Source organism: Pseudomonas sp. HMWF006 (genome assembly GCF_003061205.1).
Taxonomy (GTDB): Bacteria; Pseudomonadota; Gammaproteobacteria; order Pseudomonadales; family Pseudomonadaceae; genus Aquipseudomonas; species Aquipseudomonas monsensis.
This window is the reverse complement of sequence record NZ_QAIU01000270.1, coordinates 1-16,944: the sequence shown is the minus strand read 5'-3', so window position 1 is coordinate 16,944 and position 16,944 is coordinate 1. Positions and strand designations below refer to the sequence as shown.

16 protein-coding genes and 1 pseudogene are annotated in these 16,944 nt (G+C 49.4%); 9 read left to right on the top strand and 8 right to left on the bottom strand.

Annotation, left to right across the window (positions count from 1 at the left end; translation table 11 throughout):
- A partial coding sequence (locus DBR24_RS11175; protein ID WP_146189017.1) for an Hcp family type VI secretion system effector occupies positions 1-350 on the bottom strand: 350 nt, incomplete at its 3' end.
- Positions 351-757: 407 nt separating this feature from the next.
- A complete protein-coding gene (locus DBR24_RS11170) occupies positions 758-4,546 on the bottom strand; it encodes a hypothetical protein (RefSeq protein ID WP_128614765.1) in 3,789 nt (1,262 codons plus the stop codon).
- 611 nt (positions 4,547-5,157) lie between these two features.
- Here DBR24_RS11170 and DBR24_RS11165 point away from each other — a divergent pair.
- The 3 genes and pseudogenes from DBR24_RS11165 (at position 5,158) to DBR24_RS11155 (ending at position 7,047) form a co-directional block, all read left to right on the top strand.
- Positions 5,158-6,135 carry a sensor domain-containing diguanylate cyclase gene (locus DBR24_RS11165; RefSeq protein ID WP_128614764.1) on the top strand — a complete coding sequence of 326 codons (978 nt, stop codon included), beginning with the start codon at positions 5,158-5,160 and terminating at the stop codon, positions 6,133-6,135.
- Positions 6,105-6,461: pseudogene (locus DBR24_RS11160) on the top strand (integrase core domain-containing protein); the annotation flags it as partial. The gene DBR24_RS11165 and the pseudogene DBR24_RS11160, both read left to right, overlap by 31 nt.
- A 352-nt stretch (positions 6,462-6,813) precedes the next feature.
- Complete coding sequence (locus tag DBR24_RS11155; protein ID WP_128614762.1) at positions 6,814-7,047, top strand: hypothetical protein; 234 nt, start codon at positions 6,814-6,816, stop codon at positions 7,045-7,047.
- 142 nt (positions 7,048-7,189) lie between these two features.
- Here DBR24_RS11155 and DBR24_RS11150 read toward each other — a convergent pair whose 3' ends face one another.
- The gene (locus DBR24_RS11150; RefSeq protein WP_177490517.1) at positions 7,190-7,525 is read right to left on the bottom strand and encodes a hypothetical protein; all 336 of its coding nucleotides are present in this window, start codon (positions 7,523-7,525) and stop codon (positions 7,190-7,192) included.
- 210 nt (positions 7,526-7,735) lie between these two features.
- Here DBR24_RS11150 and DBR24_RS11145 point away from each other — a divergent pair, with 210 nt between their 5' ends.
- Positions 7,736-8,536, top strand: coding sequence for a CHAD domain-containing protein (locus DBR24_RS11145; RefSeq protein ID WP_128614761.1), 801 nt, complete (start codon positions 7,736-7,738; stop codon positions 8,534-8,536).
- Positions 8,537-8,593: 57 nt separating this feature from the next.
- On the opposite strand, the gene DBR24_RS11140 is transcribed toward DBR24_RS11145, so the two are convergent.
- Both DBR24_RS11140 and DBR24_RS11135 read right to left on the bottom strand, forming a co-directional pair.
- Positions 8,594-8,776, bottom strand: coding sequence for a hypothetical protein (locus tag DBR24_RS11140; protein ID WP_128614760.1), 183 nt, complete (start codon positions 8,774-8,776; stop codon positions 8,594-8,596).
- Between the two features lie 52 nt (positions 8,777-8,828).
- Positions 8,829-9,050, bottom strand: coding sequence for a hypothetical protein (locus tag DBR24_RS11135; protein WP_128614759.1), 222 nt, complete (start codon positions 9,048-9,050; stop codon positions 8,829-8,831).
- Between the two features lie 230 nt (positions 9,051-9,280).
- Here DBR24_RS11135 and DBR24_RS11130 point away from each other — a divergent pair, with 230 nt between their 5' ends.
- The gene (locus tag DBR24_RS11130) at positions 9,281-9,703 is read left to right on the top strand and encodes an arsenate reductase ArsC (RefSeq protein ID WP_128614758.1); all 423 of its coding nucleotides are present in this window, start codon (positions 9,281-9,283) and stop codon (positions 9,701-9,703) included.
- A gap of 500 nt (positions 9,704-10,203) precedes the next feature.
- On the opposite strand, the gene DBR24_RS11125 is transcribed toward DBR24_RS11130, so the two are convergent.
- Entirely contained in the window at positions 10,204-10,569 is a 366-nt protein-coding gene (locus DBR24_RS11125; protein WP_128614757.1) for a histone-like nucleoid-structuring protein, MvaT/MvaU family, read from the bottom strand.
- A gap of 886 nt (positions 10,570-11,455) precedes the next feature.
- Here DBR24_RS11125 and DBR24_RS11115 point away from each other — a divergent pair.
- The 3 genes from DBR24_RS11115 (at position 11,456) to DBR24_RS11105 (ending at position 13,550) form a co-directional block, all read left to right on the top strand.
- Entirely contained in the window at positions 11,456-11,920 is a 465-nt protein-coding gene (locus DBR24_RS11115; protein ID WP_128614755.1) for a thiol-disulfide oxidoreductase DCC family protein, read from the top strand.
- Positions 11,921-12,046: 126 nt separating this feature from the next.
- Positions 12,047-12,463 (top strand): response regulator, encoded by a 417-nt coding sequence (locus DBR24_RS11110; protein ID WP_128614754.1) that lies wholly within the window; start codon positions 12,047-12,049, stop codon positions 12,461-12,463.
- A 160-nt stretch (positions 12,464-12,623) separates the two neighbouring features.
- Positions 12,624-13,550 carry a sensor domain-containing diguanylate cyclase gene (locus DBR24_RS11105; protein ID WP_128614753.1) on the top strand — a complete coding sequence of 309 codons (927 nt, stop codon included), beginning with the start codon at positions 12,624-12,626 and terminating at the stop codon, positions 13,548-13,550.
- Between the two features lie 128 nt (positions 13,551-13,678).
- On the opposite strand, the gene DBR24_RS11100 is transcribed toward DBR24_RS11105, so the two are convergent.
- Positions 13,679-14,458, bottom strand: a complete 780-nt coding sequence (locus tag DBR24_RS11100; protein WP_128614767.1) for an EAL domain-containing protein — start codon at positions 14,456-14,458, stop codon at positions 13,679-13,681.
- A 360-nt stretch (positions 14,459-14,818) separates the two neighbouring features.
- Here DBR24_RS11100 and DBR24_RS11095 point away from each other — a divergent pair, with 360 nt between their 5' ends.
- A complete protein-coding gene (locus DBR24_RS11095; RefSeq protein WP_128614752.1) occupies positions 14,819-15,283 on the top strand; it encodes a PAS domain-containing protein in 465 nt (154 codons plus the stop codon).
- Between the two features lie 343 nt (positions 15,284-15,626).
- Here DBR24_RS11095 and DBR24_RS11090 read toward each other — a convergent pair.
- Positions 15,627-16,944: PAS domain-containing methyl-accepting chemotaxis protein (locus tag DBR24_RS11090; protein ID WP_256591391.1), on the bottom strand; the 1,318-nt coding region annotated here is incomplete at its 5' end.

Sequence of the window (16,944 nt, the reverse complement as noted above, 5' to 3'; positions counted from 1 at the left end):
TCTTCCAGTTTGGTGGTGTAGTAGTGCTCTTGAGTACCTTGAGCCGAAGTACGGAACCACTGGATAACGATTTCGCTCATGCGCTCGCCGGAAGTCAGAGCGGCTTGCAGCAGTGGCGAAGCCTTGTCGTAGACCTTGGTGATCACAACTGGCTTGTGAACGCGCTGACCGGTTGGCTGACCGGATTGAGGGTCACGCGGGATGATCACATCGTGGCTGAAAGCCTGAACCATGACCTGGTCTTCGTGGCCTTCCTGATAGGTGTTGCCAACGGAGTCAGCGGTGAATGCGCCTGCAGTGATCAGGCCTTGTTTTTCGCCAGTAACCGACATGTACGCTGGTGTAGCCATGGGTGTGCTCCTTGCTGAAATTGAGAGTGCCCGGAGGCGAAAATCGCCCGATGGGTGGCCGACTGCCATCAAAGAGCGTGCCAAGTTTTGTTAAGCCGCCGGGAACCGGGGATGAAGCTGCACCGGATCGCGTTTTTGCATGTTTTTCGCTCGGAACTGAGATCTGAAGTGCGCAACTTCTTGCGCAGTAGTGCGCAAGAAGTTGCGCACTCGTCTGTACATAACGAATTACGTGGGCTGTAAGGATGTGTCCACATGGTTACCCACATTCAAGTGCGCAAGAAGTTGCGCACTTCCCCCAACGCCTACCGCCTGTGGCGAAACCGATATGATTGTTCCATTAATCAGTTGTCGACGCTGCGGCTGATGGTTACCAGATCAAATCTGTGGAGTCCAAATGCCGCGCCTCAGATCATTCCCGACGGCCTGCTGAACGCCTCAATGTGGTTTTTGCCATTGTTGATTTTGCCCACAAAGCCTCTGAGCTGCAGTGCATTCGCGATTTGCGCGTCCACGCTTGAATTGGGCAAGCGCACCGAACGCTTTTTGGCCGCAAGATGTCCGTATCCACCGGCCAAAGCAACCAATATCGGAGAGGTAATAGCCCAGTCTAAATTCAACTTCAGGGCCTGAAGCAGAAGCTCTTTCCTTTCCTGCTCTGAGGTGTTCGCGGCGTTAGCTAAGCTAACGATTATCGAGAGGCAGTTGCGCGAAAGAACGGCACCCTCAGAATTGGCACGTGCACACACGTTACCCAATTGTTTCAAGGTTTCTGCATCGCTCGCCACTTCGCGTTCGACCAACCCCTCCCACATCCTAACGACATCGCCGATCGGGACGTTTGGTGCTTCGCTCAGTGAGGCTACCGTGTATGGATCTAGCTTCAAAAGCTCTAGCTCTTCCCGTGCTGTCTCCCATCGATTACGTAGGTAGGCAATTTCAATGTCTGGCCCTTGGTTAGCGAAAACCATATGGGTTGCTGCATCGAAAGGAACAAAAGAAGAGACAGCCAAAAACCTCCAGCGATCGGGTGAGATTTTTGCACCATCAAGTGCAGCAGCTCCTACCGAGGTGCCGACAAACAATTGCTCAAGCGTATCGTCATCATAAAGATCGGACACCACGAACCATGTCTTCAGGTCATCGTTCTCTGGGCACTCTTCGGCCCATAGCTGTTGAGCAGCAATGGCATTTCGCGTAATAAAATCGGCGAAGACGTCTTCGAGATAACCCATTTCATCGGAGGTTGGTGCGTCATTAGGGTGCTCTGTTGGCCGAACGAGCATGTGATCGAAAAATGCCCAGGCAGCTCTTGGTACCGACGCTAAGCGATCCAGCTGAAGTGCCTTGATCCAAATGTTGTCGGGGAAGAAGCTCAGATCTTCTATCGTACAATCAATTCGCTGGAACAACTGGTCTTGTAGATCAGGATCCTCATTGATCAGCGACAGAACGTATTTCAATGAATCGGAGTCCTCACTAATCGCTCCTGCTTGCTCCATTATGGATAGAACGAATTCTCTGGGAGCGCGCTCGATCATGGCTTCCAACCCGACGAGATTCAAAGCCAACAGGCGGCGAAAGGAAACATTACCCCCCTCCCCATCCAATTTGCGGCATATCAGCAACATCATGGATAGGTTTAGCTCTAGGCAACTCCACTCCACCAAGCGCCTGAGCGTCTGCTCATCGGTGTCAGACTCGAGACTTCTGAATTTTACTGGGGCATGACGAAGCCAAGCCCAGCCACTCGCGTTGGTTTCCATACCCGAAATGAAGGTCTTCGCATCTGTTAGTTCTTCAATGATGTTTAGGAGTAGATCACTACCCTCCATTCCTTCAATTTGTTTTTGAGTCAGGTTGTCTAAAAGGCCGCAAATAAAGTCGATCCGGATATCTGAGCCGCTGAATTGGTCTGCTTCAAGCAAGTCGGTAAACAGGCGTGGCTCAATCGCAAAGATTGACCGGATGAAGTCTGATCGAGCTTCACCTGCAAGAATGATACGAGCCGCATCAGCAAACCTGTCTAGATGCTGACGGGCACTCCGTAAAACAATCTCCAGCTTTTGAGTTCGAACATCACCGAGATTACTTAAGCTTGCGGACACGGAGAGCTCAGCAATCAGCGCTGCGATAATCCCGCCGCCGCCATCCAACGAGTCGTGTTCGAGCTTCGCAATCACTCGCTCAGGGTTTCTAATTGGCGTGGCAACGTCTAGCACGGCACGACGCCGAAGCGCGAGAAGCAAATTCTGATCATCGTGGGTCAGAGAGCCTTCGTAGAAGAAACCGAGGTAGTCCGTGTAATCAGTGTCGAGATAGCCACTACGGAGCAAGTACACGATCACTTCCATGCCCATGAGCTGTTTCGCAATCACAGTGCCGTAATCACCGCGTGCTGCTTCGCGGAAGGAGAGCGTCTTTGATTTGATAATGTCCCTCTCGACAGCTCTTATAGCTTCTTCCAGCGCCTTCATAGGGGTCTGTATTCGATTTTCCCGTCTTTTGAAATCAGCCTGTGCGAGGGCATCTTTTGGACTGACGGCGATCCCAAGCGGGTTCTGATGTGACCAATTAGAAAACCAAACGCTTTGCCATTGTCTCGCTTGGCACAGTTGCTCGAAGATCTCATCTTTGAGGAAATCGCCTAGGCTAAACCGTTGACCACTTTCACTCTGAATGTAGTTGGCACCATCAACCCCACTAGCCTTTAGGGCCTCATGCCAGACGCGGAGCCTCGCGTCGACCAACTGCTCCTCATTTTGATGGAGTCGTTCAGACCTTTCCTCGCGCAGCTCTTCTAGGTGATCAATGAGTGCCTGGCTTGAGCTTTTTAACCACTCCGACAATCCGGTCAATACGGAATGCACTCGGCCTCGGCGCCTGCTCAATAGCGCGAACTCTTCAGGATGCAGATTCCTAATCACAACATTCGCGAACAGCTTGTTCTGGTCTAGCTCTAGACCACCATGGGAGAGCAGGTTCGCAAATATGTCGTATTCGTTGACGATATTTTTGATGAGCCGCATCTCATCGATGTAGTAGCAAACCGTTTCAACCAGAATACGGTCGAGGCTTGCTCCCAGTGGTTGGCCATTCACTGTACGAGCGCCCATTAGCTGGTACAGTTTTTCTCGAGAGTTTTCCGAGTTTACGACTGGGATCACAGGGATGATTATGTCGAAGAATTTGGTCTTGTCAGTGACCGTGAAAAGCTCGTCGCGAATGGCATAGATAAAATGTACAGGTCGTTTGATTTGAGGCGAGTGACGAATCGTAAAATTGATCTCACGAAGCCTGAAAAACACTTCCTGTGCGCCGAAGCGATCCAGATCCTCAATCACGACGACGCGAATATCACTGCGCTCGAAGCAGTAGATAATCTCGTCCACGTTCTTATGCAGAACGGAGCCATGATGCATTGCTTCGAGCTTGCCTCCTTTGAGCGTTAGGCCGTCGATGCTGAACATGGATAGGAACTTCAGGCTGGCGTACAACGCGTACAAGCAGCCAATGCCTACAACTGCGACTGCGAGCCAGCCAGGGATGAACATTAAGCCTTTGATGATCCAATCTGGGTCGAACGCCGGAAGCTCTTTTACCGTTGGGAGGTAAAGCCGAAGGCCTCCGATTATGAACAAAGCGTAGTACACGGTACGCATTAAAATCCGTCGACTGGACGCCTGAACGATGCGTTTCAATCTCGTCTTTGGTAATCGTTCCGCCGGCACTGCGTAAAGTAATTGCTGAACAATCGTCTCTTCGATTCGGGCAATCAAATTACCAGGCAGGGTTCCTTCTGTTGGGGCATCTGTAGAGCCTCCACTGTTGATCGAGGGAACATCATGCTTGTCGCTTGGAACCGGTGCATCTTTGCTAAAAGTGGCGAGCGATACGTATGCAGTTTGAAATTCAGGGTGTCGATCAAAAAAGGTCTTGATGACACTACTCTTGCCAGCTCCGTAGCCGCCCGTTAGAGCAATATTCAAAATCTCATCGTTGTTGAGCGCCCCTTTCAGCTCACGCTCATAGAGCTCGAATTGATCGTCTGCAAGCAGGACTGGCGTGAGGGGTTCAAATGACCCTGAAGGCTTTGGAGGTCTGAGCAGTGAGTCGAATACACGACGCCCTTCCCTGCAAGCCGTGATGAGTGCCGTCCATTGCTGCTTGCGGCGTTTGACGAATCCGTTAGGCATCGATAATCCTGTCGACTAGATATCCATGCCATCGTTAGGCAAGGAATGCGCTAAAAGCTTTCATACTCCGGGCATACCGGAGCATTTCTCATAGCGGCTATATGCCATAGTTCTCGGTCTGAGGGATAGTTTCGCTCGCCTTATGGGGTGAAACCGCTGATTTACCAACCTTGAGACTGCACCGTGATAGCCACAACATCTTGGTCGATGGTGCAGGAGGATGGTGAGCGAACCAGGTGGTTCTCTACCTAGCCCAATAGCTAAATTATGCTAGTTTCAACCTGAGGAACGAGCAGCCAAACGTATCGATTGTGGAAGAACTCCCACATTGGAGATGTTCGATATTGAGCGAGGTGCTACTTGGAGTTGGGCAGTAAATCGATAGTTGCCACAGGCCTAGCTGTAATCGTGCCTCTCATTTTCTTCCTTCGCTACGTCATGTTGCGGCGGTGGAAGCGCCAGGTACAGAAAGCGTTCAGGACAGGTTCTACCATAAGACGCGGAACCAATTCATAGCCGGGCCAATCTGCCCGAAAGATCCACCTCGCCGTTGACGCCACTTCTGCCAAACAAGTCTATGCTCAGAGACAGTTCTGCCATTGGAGTGTGTGATGTTAGTACCTGGTGAACCTGCTAACGAAGATGATCGAGTAAAGGTGTTACAAGACCTCCATATCCTGGACACGGCACCTGAAGAGCGTTTTGATCGCCTGACGCGCTTGGCTAAGCGTCTGTTTGATGTTCCCATTGCACTCGTGTCTCTGGTGGACAAGCATCGTCAGTGGTTCAAGTCTTGCGTTGGACTCAGCGTGACTGAAACGTCGCGCGAAGTTTCGTTCTGCGGACATGCAATTTTAAAGAATGAAATGCTTCTGGTGGCAGACGCTCGCAAGGATGAACGCTTTTTGGATAATCCACTGGTAACGGGGAAACCGTATATCCGTTTCTATGCCGGTTACCCTTTGACTGTTCCCGATGGCCACAAGATGGGCACCTTGTGCCTAATCGATTTCAAACCTCGCCATTTCGATGCTGAAGATTACGCGCTACTGCGCGATCTGGCCGGTATGGCCGAACAAGAACTGGTTGCCGTTCAGATGGCAAGCATCGACGAGCTGACATGGCTATCTAACCGACGTGGTTTCATGACCCTGGCCCAGCATGCATTAGCCGCGTGCCAGCGACACGCAAGGTCGGCCACCCTGCTGTTTTTTGATCTCAACGATTTCAAGAAAATCAATGACCTGTATGGCCATGCTGAGGGAGACAACGCCCTCAAGACCTTTGCCGATGTGCTCCGCATCGCCTTTCGAGAATGCGATGTGGTGGGACGTCTGGGAGGCGACGAATTTGTCGCGTTACTCACAGGCTCCAGTCAAGTCGAAACCTTGGCGGTCATGGCCCGACTCAAGGAGTTGTTGGAAGACAGCAATGCCACCTTACACCGTGGTTATGCCATCCGCTTTAGTGTCGGTCAGATCGAATATCATCGCGAGCTTCACACAACCGTGGAAGACCTGTTGGCGCACGCTGATCGCGCCATGTATGAGCATAAACAATCGCTCAGCGCCAGCCGCCACCACTACTGATAGCCCACGCAGAACTTGGCAGTCAATACGCGAGCGCAAGTTGCAGAGCGTTGCTGGCGCGAAACGACGTGCAGCAGAGCATAAGCTGTAAAGGTAACAGCTGGGACAACGCGGTGATGGAGCGCTTCTTCCTAAGCTTGGAATGGAGCGGGGTATGGCGACGTGACTATGCCAACCATGCTGAAGCTATCCGCGACATCACTGAATACATCGTTTGGTTTTACAACAACGAACGGCTGCACTCAAAATTAGGGTATCTGCCGCCGAATGCTTACGAGCGGGTGATGGCGTCGAAACCACCTATCGAGGTGCCCGGAATTAGTTGACCACCACACATTAGACCACTACACCACGATTCTTCGTCGATTCGAACAGCAGTAGTCTGTTCTGTAGACGGTTGGTCAAAGGGGACTTTGATGAGGGATCCCACTTTGTGCGGAGCGCATTGGTCAGCTCATAGTCGGCTCGCCTCCCAGTCATTCACTCAGGGTCGAACTGATGGAGAGTGACTTGAGAGGCGAGCTTCCGAACCTTAGCTCAGGTTCATACCTGGTGCCATAGGATAGAAGAATGAATAGAACTTCATTCCCTTCTCGTGCCAGCATCGGACGCCCGGTCACCTACTTCGAGAAAGTCGCTGTACAGTGAGTCAGGTCAACACTCACTCGGGGTGCCCCCATGATCTGTTTGATTTGCGCAGGTATGGCGTCGCGCATCGAGTGTCAGGGCCCTTGGGAAGAGCGGGACTGTCCGCATTGCGGCCACTACCGCATGGCAGATGCATTGATCTTGACCCTGATGGAGCAGGGCCAAATTTTCGATGTGGCGCAGACCCGAAATTGGCTGGCCCAGCAGCGGTTAAACGAAGTCGTCCCGTGCATTCAAGCTCATGAAGCGCTGCTTGCTTTGTAGGTTTAGTAGCAGAGATGCTCAGACACGGATTGCATCATGATGGGCCAAAGAACGGCTTTCGAGTGCACCTAGCGCCAACCGTTTTTGCGGTACATCGCATCTTGCGATTCCGTCTCCTGATCAGTCACGGCACGGGCCTATTTTACTTCCAGGCTTTGCTGCTTCTCCGAAGAATATTCCAAGCTCTTGCAAGCGGATTGGCCGCCTTGAGCTGAGCGCCCTTGGACGCCACGACCTTGTGCTCGATGTTTTCCAGGTATTGGATCTTTAGTTGATCTACCAGCGGAGCAAGCACCGGGTTGCCCCTAAATCCAGCTAAGTGCGAATCGATTACCGCCGATGTCTGCTTGGCAGCCGCCGCAACACTGGAGGGAATGGACGGGTCAAAGCGAATCGCCTCTAGTGTTAGATCAAGCTGCTGCAATATAGCCTCTGCATCACGCATCTGTTCACGAACTGCGTCTAGGGATATCTGCATCGTCCACTATCCTTAGTGAGGTTAATTGGGTGGGATTGAAAGAGCGCGCTGCGTTCAGAGCGCTGACTTGAAACTGAAACAAAATTGTAGGCTACAGTGAGCAAGGCGTGTGGCGACTGATAGGGATCAATGTCGTTCGTTGCGCGAAATGGAGACGGCACCAATTGCTGCTAGTCTTTTCGAGGTGTGATCACAGGGGAGGCTCACTGCATGTCGTTCGCCGATAAATTTGTGGCTGAAATACTGAGTCTACAAGTGAGACTGTACAACGCACATGCACGTCTTGAGGCGCGCACGGATGGTGAGGCGTTACACGATCTAAGGATAGCCGTACGACGAATTAGAAGCCTGCTGAGACCTTTCCGCTCTGTAGAGGAGATGCAGGTGCTGAACGAGGCTGCTGCGGAGGTTGGTCGGCAGACTACGCCGGCGCGCGATCTGGAAGTCCTCATCCAAGAACTAGAAAATAGAAAACTACCCCAACTGGCACAACCCAGACGTCTCAAGCTGAACAACTGCTATGAGGCCGTCCTCAATGGCTTGCCGCTGAAACGGCTAATGGCGGCACTCGATGCGTGGCCTCAGGGTTTCCGTGCGGTTGAGCTCAATGGAGGATGGTCGGGTATCCAGCCGAGTATTGAAAAAACGATCAAAAAGCAGGTCGACCGGCTCCATGTCGCGATAGAAAATAAGGAGTTTGACCGACACGAATTGAGGGTGTTGGTAAAACGCACTCGCTACCTGACTGACGCGTTTCCGGCGCTGTCCCCGCTTTCGAGTAGCGAGAACAAGATATTGAAAAGCCTGCAATCAGCTCTGGGTGATTGGCACGACCACTACCAGTGGTGCCAGAAGGCGTTGATCGAAAAGGATCTCCTGCCATTACAGGCTGTATGGACGGCCTGCGCTGCAGGCGCCCTTGAAGAGGCTGAGGCCCGGTTGTCGGAAGCAGCAAAACTACTTCCAAAATCGCTGAGCAAAAAAAAGCTGCCTAAGTTGGCAGCTAAATAAAGAGCCCGCGATGAGCACTATGTATGTCGACATTATGCTGACTCTTTTGAGTCATTTTCATGACAGTGCCTCGTCAGCGAGATAGATGTGCTCTGGCAGGGAGTGCGGTGCATTTATCCGATCTGTCAGCCGAATGACAAATGCCTCCGCCTCGATATAGGTAGAGAACCTGACACGGGAGGTGTCGAGCACAACAAACCATCCGGTATCCGTGTCTGCCTCTTCGATTTTGATCAACATCCTTGGAGTCCTTTCGCTGGGTGGCATCAGGGCGGAATGGGTGGAGATCCCTTCAGAGAGAATTGGAGTCTAGCTCCTTCAGCGCATTGATCTGTGCTCTGATGCGTTCCGAATTGATATCAAGTGTCGACACCGCCCCCAGGATGGTGCTGGAAGCTTCCGTTCCCCCCCGCTGATCAATCCACATCCCTATCGACTCGACAGCATCCGCCAGCGCGAGCTGGTTTTCGTGGAGGGATTCCAAAATAGCTGACAGCTGGTTTTGAACTGACATGACGCCACCTCATTAATACAGAATTGAGCTTAGCAGACGTCCCGCGCCGGATTGCGTTACGAAAGCACCGCTGGTATGCCGTGCATCCCCTGCGGAGCGAAGTCGCGTTTAGAAGGCTAATCAGAGGCTAGATGCTGTTCGTCCAGAAACTCCGTGAGCCTTCTAAATGCTGCCGTAATCAATGAGGATCTGGCCAAGGCTTAACCATCTGCTCTAACTGAGAGACAACCATGTCAGAGAAGTACCGAGTGCTGTTCGTGTGTGCGAAAAACGACGGTCGCTCATTGTTAGCTGAGGCTTTGTTAAGACACACTGGCTCCGGCCACTTTGAGGCATTCAGCGCAGGGCTGACCGCTGGTGAAACCGATCAGCGCACGCTCGAAACGCTCGAACATATTGGCGTCGATTCAAGTGGGCTACGAAGCAAGTCAATAGACGAGTTTCAGGGGCAGGATTTTCACTACGTTGTCACCTTGTGTGACAAATCGTCTGAGGAAGCATCCCGGATGCCATCATCAGAAGAGATAATGACTTGGAACTTCGAGGATCCAGCTACCAGTGAAAAGCCTGAGCCTTTTCGCCATGCCCTCCAGGAAATCCATGACCGCATCAAGATGTTCGTCACGGTAAAAACTCGAAATACCTCAGTGTAGGCCTACCCTTCGCTTCAGAGCCAAGGCGGTCAAAAACGGTCGTCCAGAATGTCAGCCAGTAACCGTTGATCCATCGTCATCGCTCTGCCTTTTAACTGTCACACTCTTCACCTAGGTTTCCTTCGCCAAGATGCTCAAAGGGGGCTATATGAATAGTGCGTGCAGGCTAAAGACTCGGCGTATAGCTGCCAACCTCAGTTCACGAAGGAGGATCATTAGTGCGTTTTGTAGACGTAATTCTCCAGTAATCAGAACAGCTGAATACCAGGCTACCCTTTTACAGCGATATCCAATGGATCTCATAAGCAGTGCTGAAGTCGAAGCCTTGTTAGACAGTTGGCTTCCCTCTGCCGGGCGTTATCAGAGGTTGGATCTCACCTGATTCACAATAACTTGTACGGCGCTATGGATTGATCAAAAATAAGTCACGCGAGAGCAGTTACTGATTTGACTACAAACAAAAAGGGCCCTGAAGGGCCCTATGTTCTTACATCTCGAAATTACTTAGTCAGCCAGGACTCGACGGTCGCGGCGCCGTGCTTCGATTTCCAATCTTTAAGCGTTTTGTGGTTACCACCCTTGGTTTCGACGACTTCGCCAGTGTGCGGATTTTTATAAACCTTCAACTGGCGAGGTTTGCGGCTGCCGGCTTTGGATTCGACGGCTGGAGCGCGACGGCCTGCTTGTGGATCTAGCAGATTGATTACGTCCTTCAGGCTATAGCCGTATTTTGCGAGCAAATCGCGTAGCTTTGTTTCGAATTCAATTTCTTTCTTGAGGCCGGCGTCGCCCTTGAGGGCTTCGAGTGCTTGGAGCTGTTCGGCTAGGTGTTTTTCGAGCTGACGGAATTCTGCGAGTTTGGACATTAAAAATCTCACTCTGATTTTAAAGATATGAACGTGTCTTTAATGCTTCAGCTTTTAGCACACTAGACAATTTTCTGACTAGCAGAAATTAAAATTTCGGATTTTTTAATGGAAAGTTGAACAAGCAACACCAAGTGTACAGCTTTCAAATGTAGCTTTACCGCCTTGTCTGATTTAGGTTGGTTAACCTGCGAACTCCAAGCGCAAATCAACCAAGGAGACACGAACATGCGACCTAGATTCGTCCTTGTTCCAGCGGTTCAAGTCGAACGGAGACCGCATCGCTCAGGATTTCATCATCAATCGAAGGCTCACCTAGGTCGTTTTGACATTTACGACAATCAGGACAAAGTAAGGCTACAGCATGGGTTTCAAGACAGGACAGCTGCAGACTGCGTGTGCCAAAATGAACTTGGAGGCCGGAAGTCCTAATTTGACGCATGGCGCCCCCCCCCTTGAAAAACTGATCGAATGGCGATTATAAGGCCCTTTATGTAGCGGAGTCAGGAGAATAACTCACATTCGCATTCACGCCACCAGTTCTTGGCCGGAAGGTTATTAATCTCTCAACCCAGAATCCCCTACTGCTGAAAAAAACCTATTAGCCCCACGCGCAAGGGCAATCGCCAGCGTCTTTCCGATAGAAAAATTTGATCACGAGCTCGTACTCTTATTAGGTGTGCGTCGCTCCACCGCATCCGCTGCGCTGAGCATTCCTGAAGCATTCTCATGCGTACCCAAAGCTTTCCTACCCTGGAAGTCAAATCTCACTGTGAGTCAGCAAGCCGTATTTTCGAAATACTCAGTTAAGAAAAGGCCAAGCAGCTAATTGTCAGACAGGTTTTTTGAGCATATCCTGTGCAAAACCTATACAGGCTAAACTGAAATGTACAAGAATCAGAGCTGGCCACTGACACTTTATTTTGATGGAAAGTGCCCACTCTGTGCTCGTGAAATCAAGCTTCTGGGCGCGAAAGCCAGCCCTCAACGCCTTTTGTTTGTTGACATTAGTCAAAAAGATTTTGACTCCAAATCACTCGGGCTAAGTCTTGAGGAAATGGAGTCATTGCTGCATGCCAGGTTCGAGGATGGAACATGGGTAAAGGGGTTAGACGCTACCTTGTGGAGTTGGCGAGCAGCAGGACTCGAAGCTTTCGTCGCACCTTTGACTTGGCCTGCATTCAGACCAATTCTCAACATTGCTTACCGCGCTTTTTGCCGCTGGCGACCATTCATGGCCTGGCTGCCCCATCCTGACGGTAGTCGTCGCTGCTATGAAAGTAGCTGCGTAGTTACGAAAGATGTTCCCTCCTCCGAAAGCCGGATATCCCAGAGTAGAAGAGAAACCTAACCTCTCTGCTAATACGCAGGTGTTAGCAAGCATTACTATTTACCGGCTTTTAGGCCCCCCGCTACGATTGATCGTGAGACAAACAATCTCACAGCTATTTACCGCGGACACTATTAAGAGCAATGCATGAAAGACCTAAACGCACTCATCAGTGATGCAAGGATCCTAGTTGTCGAGGACGATGCAGTAATTCGAGAGATTTTGGTTGATACCTTGAGTGATATGGGTGCGTTTGTGAGAGCTGTAGAAACCGCTCAGCAAGGCCTTCGAGCAATAGAGGAGGAACCCTGGACGCTCCTACTGACTGATATAGAAACGCCAGGGTCAATTGACGGGCTTGAACTGGCTTGGTTTACGAGTGAAAAAAACTTCGACACAGCTATCATCGTTTCAAGCGGAGGCTATAAATCTATAACAGCCAAAATTCCAAAAAACGCAAAATTCCTACCTAAGCCATGGCTACAGGACAGCTTACTGACGGCAATCAGGTCTCAACTCGAAATGCAGCAATTAAAAAAAATATTAGCAATAGAACTTGTGTAATTTAAAAACCACGTTAATAAAAAGCCATTGACCACGCGCTACACTAGAATAAAACTCATTATCAGCAGCGACAATCACCGAAATTCTAAATCTATTGCACCATTCAAGCAAAGATCTGATTTCTTTTTACAATTACATAGATTTTAGACTGGAGCTGAAAATGAATGATTTTGAAAATGCGGCACGAGAAGTATTCGCATTTTTGCGGCGTAGGCTTGAATTTGATCTTTGGATGGTCACACGCAAGGAAAACGATGATTGGATAGTATTGCACCGTGATGATCGTAGCTATGAAATCAATGCTGGACAAATATTTCGTTGGAGCGATTCATTTTGCAGCGAGATGATAAAGGGAAGTGGCCCTCGCGTTGCTCCAGACTCAAAAATGGTTAATGCTTATTCTGCTGCTGCGGTAGGCAAGCAATTTAAAATTGGCGCATATATAGGAGTACCTATTTTACTGTCTGACGGCTCCCTCTTTGGCACGTTGTGCGCGCTACATCCAGATCCCAAACCTGCTAAAATTCAAAAAGATCAAGAACTACTTGAACTTATTGGCATGATGCTTAGCAAAATCTTGCAAATGGAACTAAAAGCCGACGAAGAGTCTAGCAGAGCTGAGCGTTTCGAGGCTCAAGCACTTAGTGATGCACTAACCGGACTTTACAACCGAGCGGGATGGGAGCAATTATCTAGCTGCCAGGACACTCGCAACAAAAGATATGGAAAATCTTCCGCAGTATTAGTGATAGATCTAGACGATCTAAAAGTTGTTAACGATCAAAATGGTCACGCGGCAGGCGACGACTTGATCAGATCTGCCGCTAATGCTCTTCTCCACGCCTCTCGATCAGAAGATATTGTTGCTAGGCTAGGAGGAGATGAGTTCGCAATAATAGGTGTAAACTGCGATAAAAATGGCGGCGAAGCTCTACGCGATAGAGTACAGGAATCTTTAGGTCAAGCCGGCATTAGAGCATCTATGGGATTAGCAATGGCGAGTGCCAAATACAATATATCGTTCGCGCTTACTATCGCCGATCAGCAAATGTATGAAGAGAAGCGTCTCAAGAAAATCGCGAAATAAAAAGCCCTATGATTTAGCCCTAAGCATCCTATGGAAAATAAATTGCAGCCTTATCTAGGCTGCAGGAGCATTAAAACAATTTCTCTATTCCGCACCATATCTAAACATTGCCTATAAGAAAACCCACACTAAGTAAAAATAACAGCCGGCAAGACTGCTGTATCAGGCCTAGCAAAAAAGTAACCTTGCATTAGTTCCACACCCAACTTGAGTAACGTATCACGCTCCTTAAGAGTTTCAATTCCCTCTGCAACTACAACTATATTTAGTCGCCTAGCCACCAATAATACCCCCTCAATAATTGCCAACCTTACTGGATCACCATCAATATCCCTTGTTAGTGCCATATCAATTTTTAGAACATGCGGCTGAAACATCGCCAAAAGATTTAGTCCTGAATAGCCTGATCCAAAATCATCAATAGATGTAGTGAAACCTTGGCGAGCATATTCTTCGAAAATCCCTTTCAGATGCATGGGATCAACAATGCGCTCGCCCTCCGTCACCTCAAACATTAGTCTCCCTGGCGGGAAGCCAAACGTCTTAGCTGCCTCTAGTGTGGCTCGAATGCAAGTCTCGGCACGATATACTGCATTTGGTAGAAAATTTATACTCAGCTTGCAATCGTGAATGCTAAGCAAACCCAACTCAGTTGCTCTCTCGATAGCCTTGATACGACATGCTTGATCAAATAGATATCGTTTGCCATCGTTAACTTGACTTAAAACACTAGCCGCAGACTCCCCATTGACACCACGAACAAGTGCTTCGAAAGCATAGATAGTGCGTTTTTTTACATTCACAATAGGCTGGAAAGCCATGGTGAAGTCAAAATCTAATCCCTCAAGATCTCGGCACTCTGAGCAGCCAAACGAAATAAATGGAGAGGAAGGGATATTTTGTGACATGGTCATACTCAAGATTTTTAGTTTTTTGAAACGACTATTTTTTATATATCGACCAACAAACCCCATCCCTGAAGGGTTCCGCGCAAGCAAAAGTACGGTAGTACCGTATCCGTTGATTACCGGAAAGCAATAAAACAGCTAAACCCGTTTAAAGTCAACATATTACGATCATGTTCAGCACATGAAGTTGCTCGACAGAATTGCGTTCTCAATGCAGATTTCTGAGCCCGACTCAAGCAGCCTCGCCCGTCAAAATCAGATTTCATCTCCGCTACGAAAAAATTAATGACGAAGCGTTTCGAAAAAAAAAATTTTGCTATCTTGTTATAGAATGGATTGAAATTCACAAAGGATCTGAAGATGATCAATGCAGAGCTGCTGCACTTGGTGGTTGAAGCATCAAATGATGGCATCGTGGTTGCGGAGAAGGAAGGTGATGAGAACATCTTGATTTACGCCAACCCAGCTTTTCAGCGCCTCACCGGGTACAGCGATGAAGAAATTCTTTATCAAGACTGCCGCTTTCTTCAGGGAGACGACAGAGGCCAGGCTGGCCTTGCCGCCATCCGCGAAGCCATCGCAAACCATAAGCCATGTAGACAAATCGTGCGTAACTATCGCAAGGACGGCTCTACTTTCTGGAATGAGCTATCCATTACCCCAGTATTCAACGAGGTGGACAAGCTCACCTATTACATCGGTATCCAGAAGGACGTCAGTGTCCAAGTCGAGGCTAGCGAACGAATTCAACAGCTAGAGGCTGAAGTTCAGAAACTGAAAAACAAACTTGATACATTACTATGCGCCTCACGGCATGATAATTAGAAACTTAGACAACTGCGACCCTCAGCTTCAACAGCCATCAAAACTTTTAGGTGCTATGGATTTTTCCACGCACAAATACACTAAGTTAGGGGATACAATTCGCAGATCCATCCCTGGAAATACAGCCAGCAACACGCTATTTTCTGAAAATTCCACGTTTCAATCAGATGATCAAGGTGAAAACTAATAAGTAGATGCATTATGAAAAAGACCCCATATTTCAGACGGGGTCTTCCATATCAAATAAATCCGAGCACTTTTCGGCCCATAATTTTTACTGGTTTGGCCGGCGCACATCTAGAAAAAATCAACCTCTACTCAATCGTCCGGCAATTGCAATGTATCAATATACTTCCAGTGCATCTGCAAACTGTCGCACTGCCTCGACGACCTGCCGCGCACCAGACTGAATTTCTTCAATCACGTCACCTGCTTGGTTGACCAAATTGACACCTTGATCGACCTTTTGACGGCTAGATTGCATGCTTTCAACAGCTTCCTGTGCTAGCTCATGGTTACGCTTCACTACTTCGACAATCTCTACAGTTGCCTGAGATGTGCGTGCTGCCAAGTTTCGCACTTCGTCGGCAACCACAGCGAATCCACGACCTTGCTCACCAGCCCTGGCCGCCTCGATAGCAGCATTCAAAGCCAGCAGATTGGTTTGCTCAGCGATACCGCGAATGGTTTTTACAATGCTACTGATCATCTCCGATTGCTGATTTACCGCAGTTATGCCTTCTGCGGATTTTGAAAGTTCGTCAGCAATTCCTCGAACCACCTCAACGGTTTCACTAATTACCTTAGCGCCGTGGCGGGCGCTTTCATCTGTCTGCTGAGAGATATCGTAGGCAAGCTTGGCCGCATCAGACTCAGCATGTTGCTGCTGCACCTGGGAGGTAATATCACGGGCAAATTTTACTATCTTGTAAAGCTTGCCACTGGCATCAAACACTGGGTTATAGGTGGCACTCAGCCAGACTGTATTTCCATGTCGATTGAGGCGCTGAAAGCGGCCAGAAAAGAATTCACCTCGGTTGAGTCGCTCCCAAAAATCGCGGTATTCCGGAGAGTCAACTTCGCTTCGAGTACAGAACATGCGGTGATGCTTCCCTCGAATTTCATCAAGACGATAGCCCATGGCGTGTTCAAAATTTTCATTTGCGTCAAGTACCTCCCCTTTCAAGTTGAAGGTGATAGTTGCCATGGAGCGACTGATAGCCTGCACCATGCTGTTCTGTTCTTGCTCTAGAGCCACCTGTTTGGTGATGTCGGTTGCAAGTTTGAGAACACTCTCGATACGGCCATCAGCACCGCGAATAGGATTGTAGCTTGCTTCCAGCCAAACCTCTTGTCCCTGCTTGCTACGCCTGAGGAATCGTTCGCGTATGTACTCACCACCGGCTAGGCGCTGCCAAAATGTGCGGTAACCTGAACTGGCCTGGTATTCTGGGAAACAGAAGATGCGATGGTGTTGGCCGACGATCTCTTCCAGTCGATAGCCCATAGTGGACAGGAGGTTTTCGTTGGCGCTGATGATGGTGCCGTCCGGGCTGAACTCAATCATGGCTGTAGAGCGATCGACCGCTGCTTTTCTCGCATCAGCAGACTGAAGTTTTTGTAAAGCATCCCTAAGCTTCTGCTTGAGCGCCGTGTTAAAC

Excerpts from the sequence above, each read along its gene's own strand:
- DBR24_RS11110 (WP_128614754.1), top strand. The coding sequence starts at position 12,047 with ATGAAAGACCTAAACGCACTCATCAGTGATGCAAGGATCCTAGTTGTC.
- DBR24_RS11125 (WP_128614757.1), bottom strand. The coding sequence starts at position 10,569 with ATGTCCAAACTCGCAGAATTCCGTCAGCTCGAAAAACACCTAGCCGAA.
- DBR24_RS11155 (WP_128614762.1), top strand. The coding sequence starts at position 6,814 with ATGATCTGTTTGATTTGCGCAGGTATGGCGTCGCGCATCGAGTGTCAG.
- DBR24_RS11140 (WP_128614760.1), bottom strand. The coding sequence starts at position 8,776 with ATGTTGATCAAAATCGAAGAGGCAGACACGGATACCGGATGGTTTGTT.
- DBR24_RS11115 (WP_128614755.1), top strand. The coding sequence starts at position 11,456 with ATGTACAAGAATCAGAGCTGGCCACTGACACTTTATTTTGATGGAAAG.
- DBR24_RS11150 (WP_177490517.1), bottom strand. The coding sequence starts at position 7,525 with ATGCAGATATCCCTAGACGCAGTTCGTGAACAGATGCGTGATGCAGAG.
- DBR24_RS11165 (WP_128614764.1), top strand. The coding sequence starts at position 5,158 with ATGTTAGTACCTGGTGAACCTGCTAACGAAGATGATCGAGTAAAGGTG.
- DBR24_RS11100 (WP_128614767.1), bottom strand. The coding sequence starts at position 14,458 with ATGTCACAAAATATCCCTTCCTCTCCATTTATTTCGTTTGGCTGCTCA.
- DBR24_RS11145 (WP_128614761.1), top strand. The coding sequence starts at position 7,736 with ATGTCGTTCGCCGATAAATTTGTGGCTGAAATACTGAGTCTACAAGTG.
- DBR24_RS11130 (WP_128614758.1), top strand. The coding sequence starts at position 9,281 with ATGTCAGAGAAGTACCGAGTGCTGTTCGTGTGTGCGAAAAACGACGGT.
- DBR24_RS11095 (WP_128614752.1), top strand. The coding sequence starts at position 14,819 with ATGATCAATGCAGAGCTGCTGCACTTGGTGGTTGAAGCATCAAATGAT.
- DBR24_RS11105 (WP_128614753.1), top strand. The coding sequence starts at position 12,624 with ATGAATGATTTTGAAAATGCGGCACGAGAAGTATTCGCATTTTTGCGG.
- DBR24_RS11135 (WP_128614759.1), bottom strand. The coding sequence starts at position 9,050 with ATGTCAGTTCAAAACCAGCTGTCAGCTATTTTGGAATCCCTCCACGAA.
- DBR24_RS11170 (WP_128614765.1), bottom strand. The coding sequence starts at position 4,546 with ATGCCTAACGGATTCGTCAAACGCCGCAAGCAGCAATGGACGGCACTC.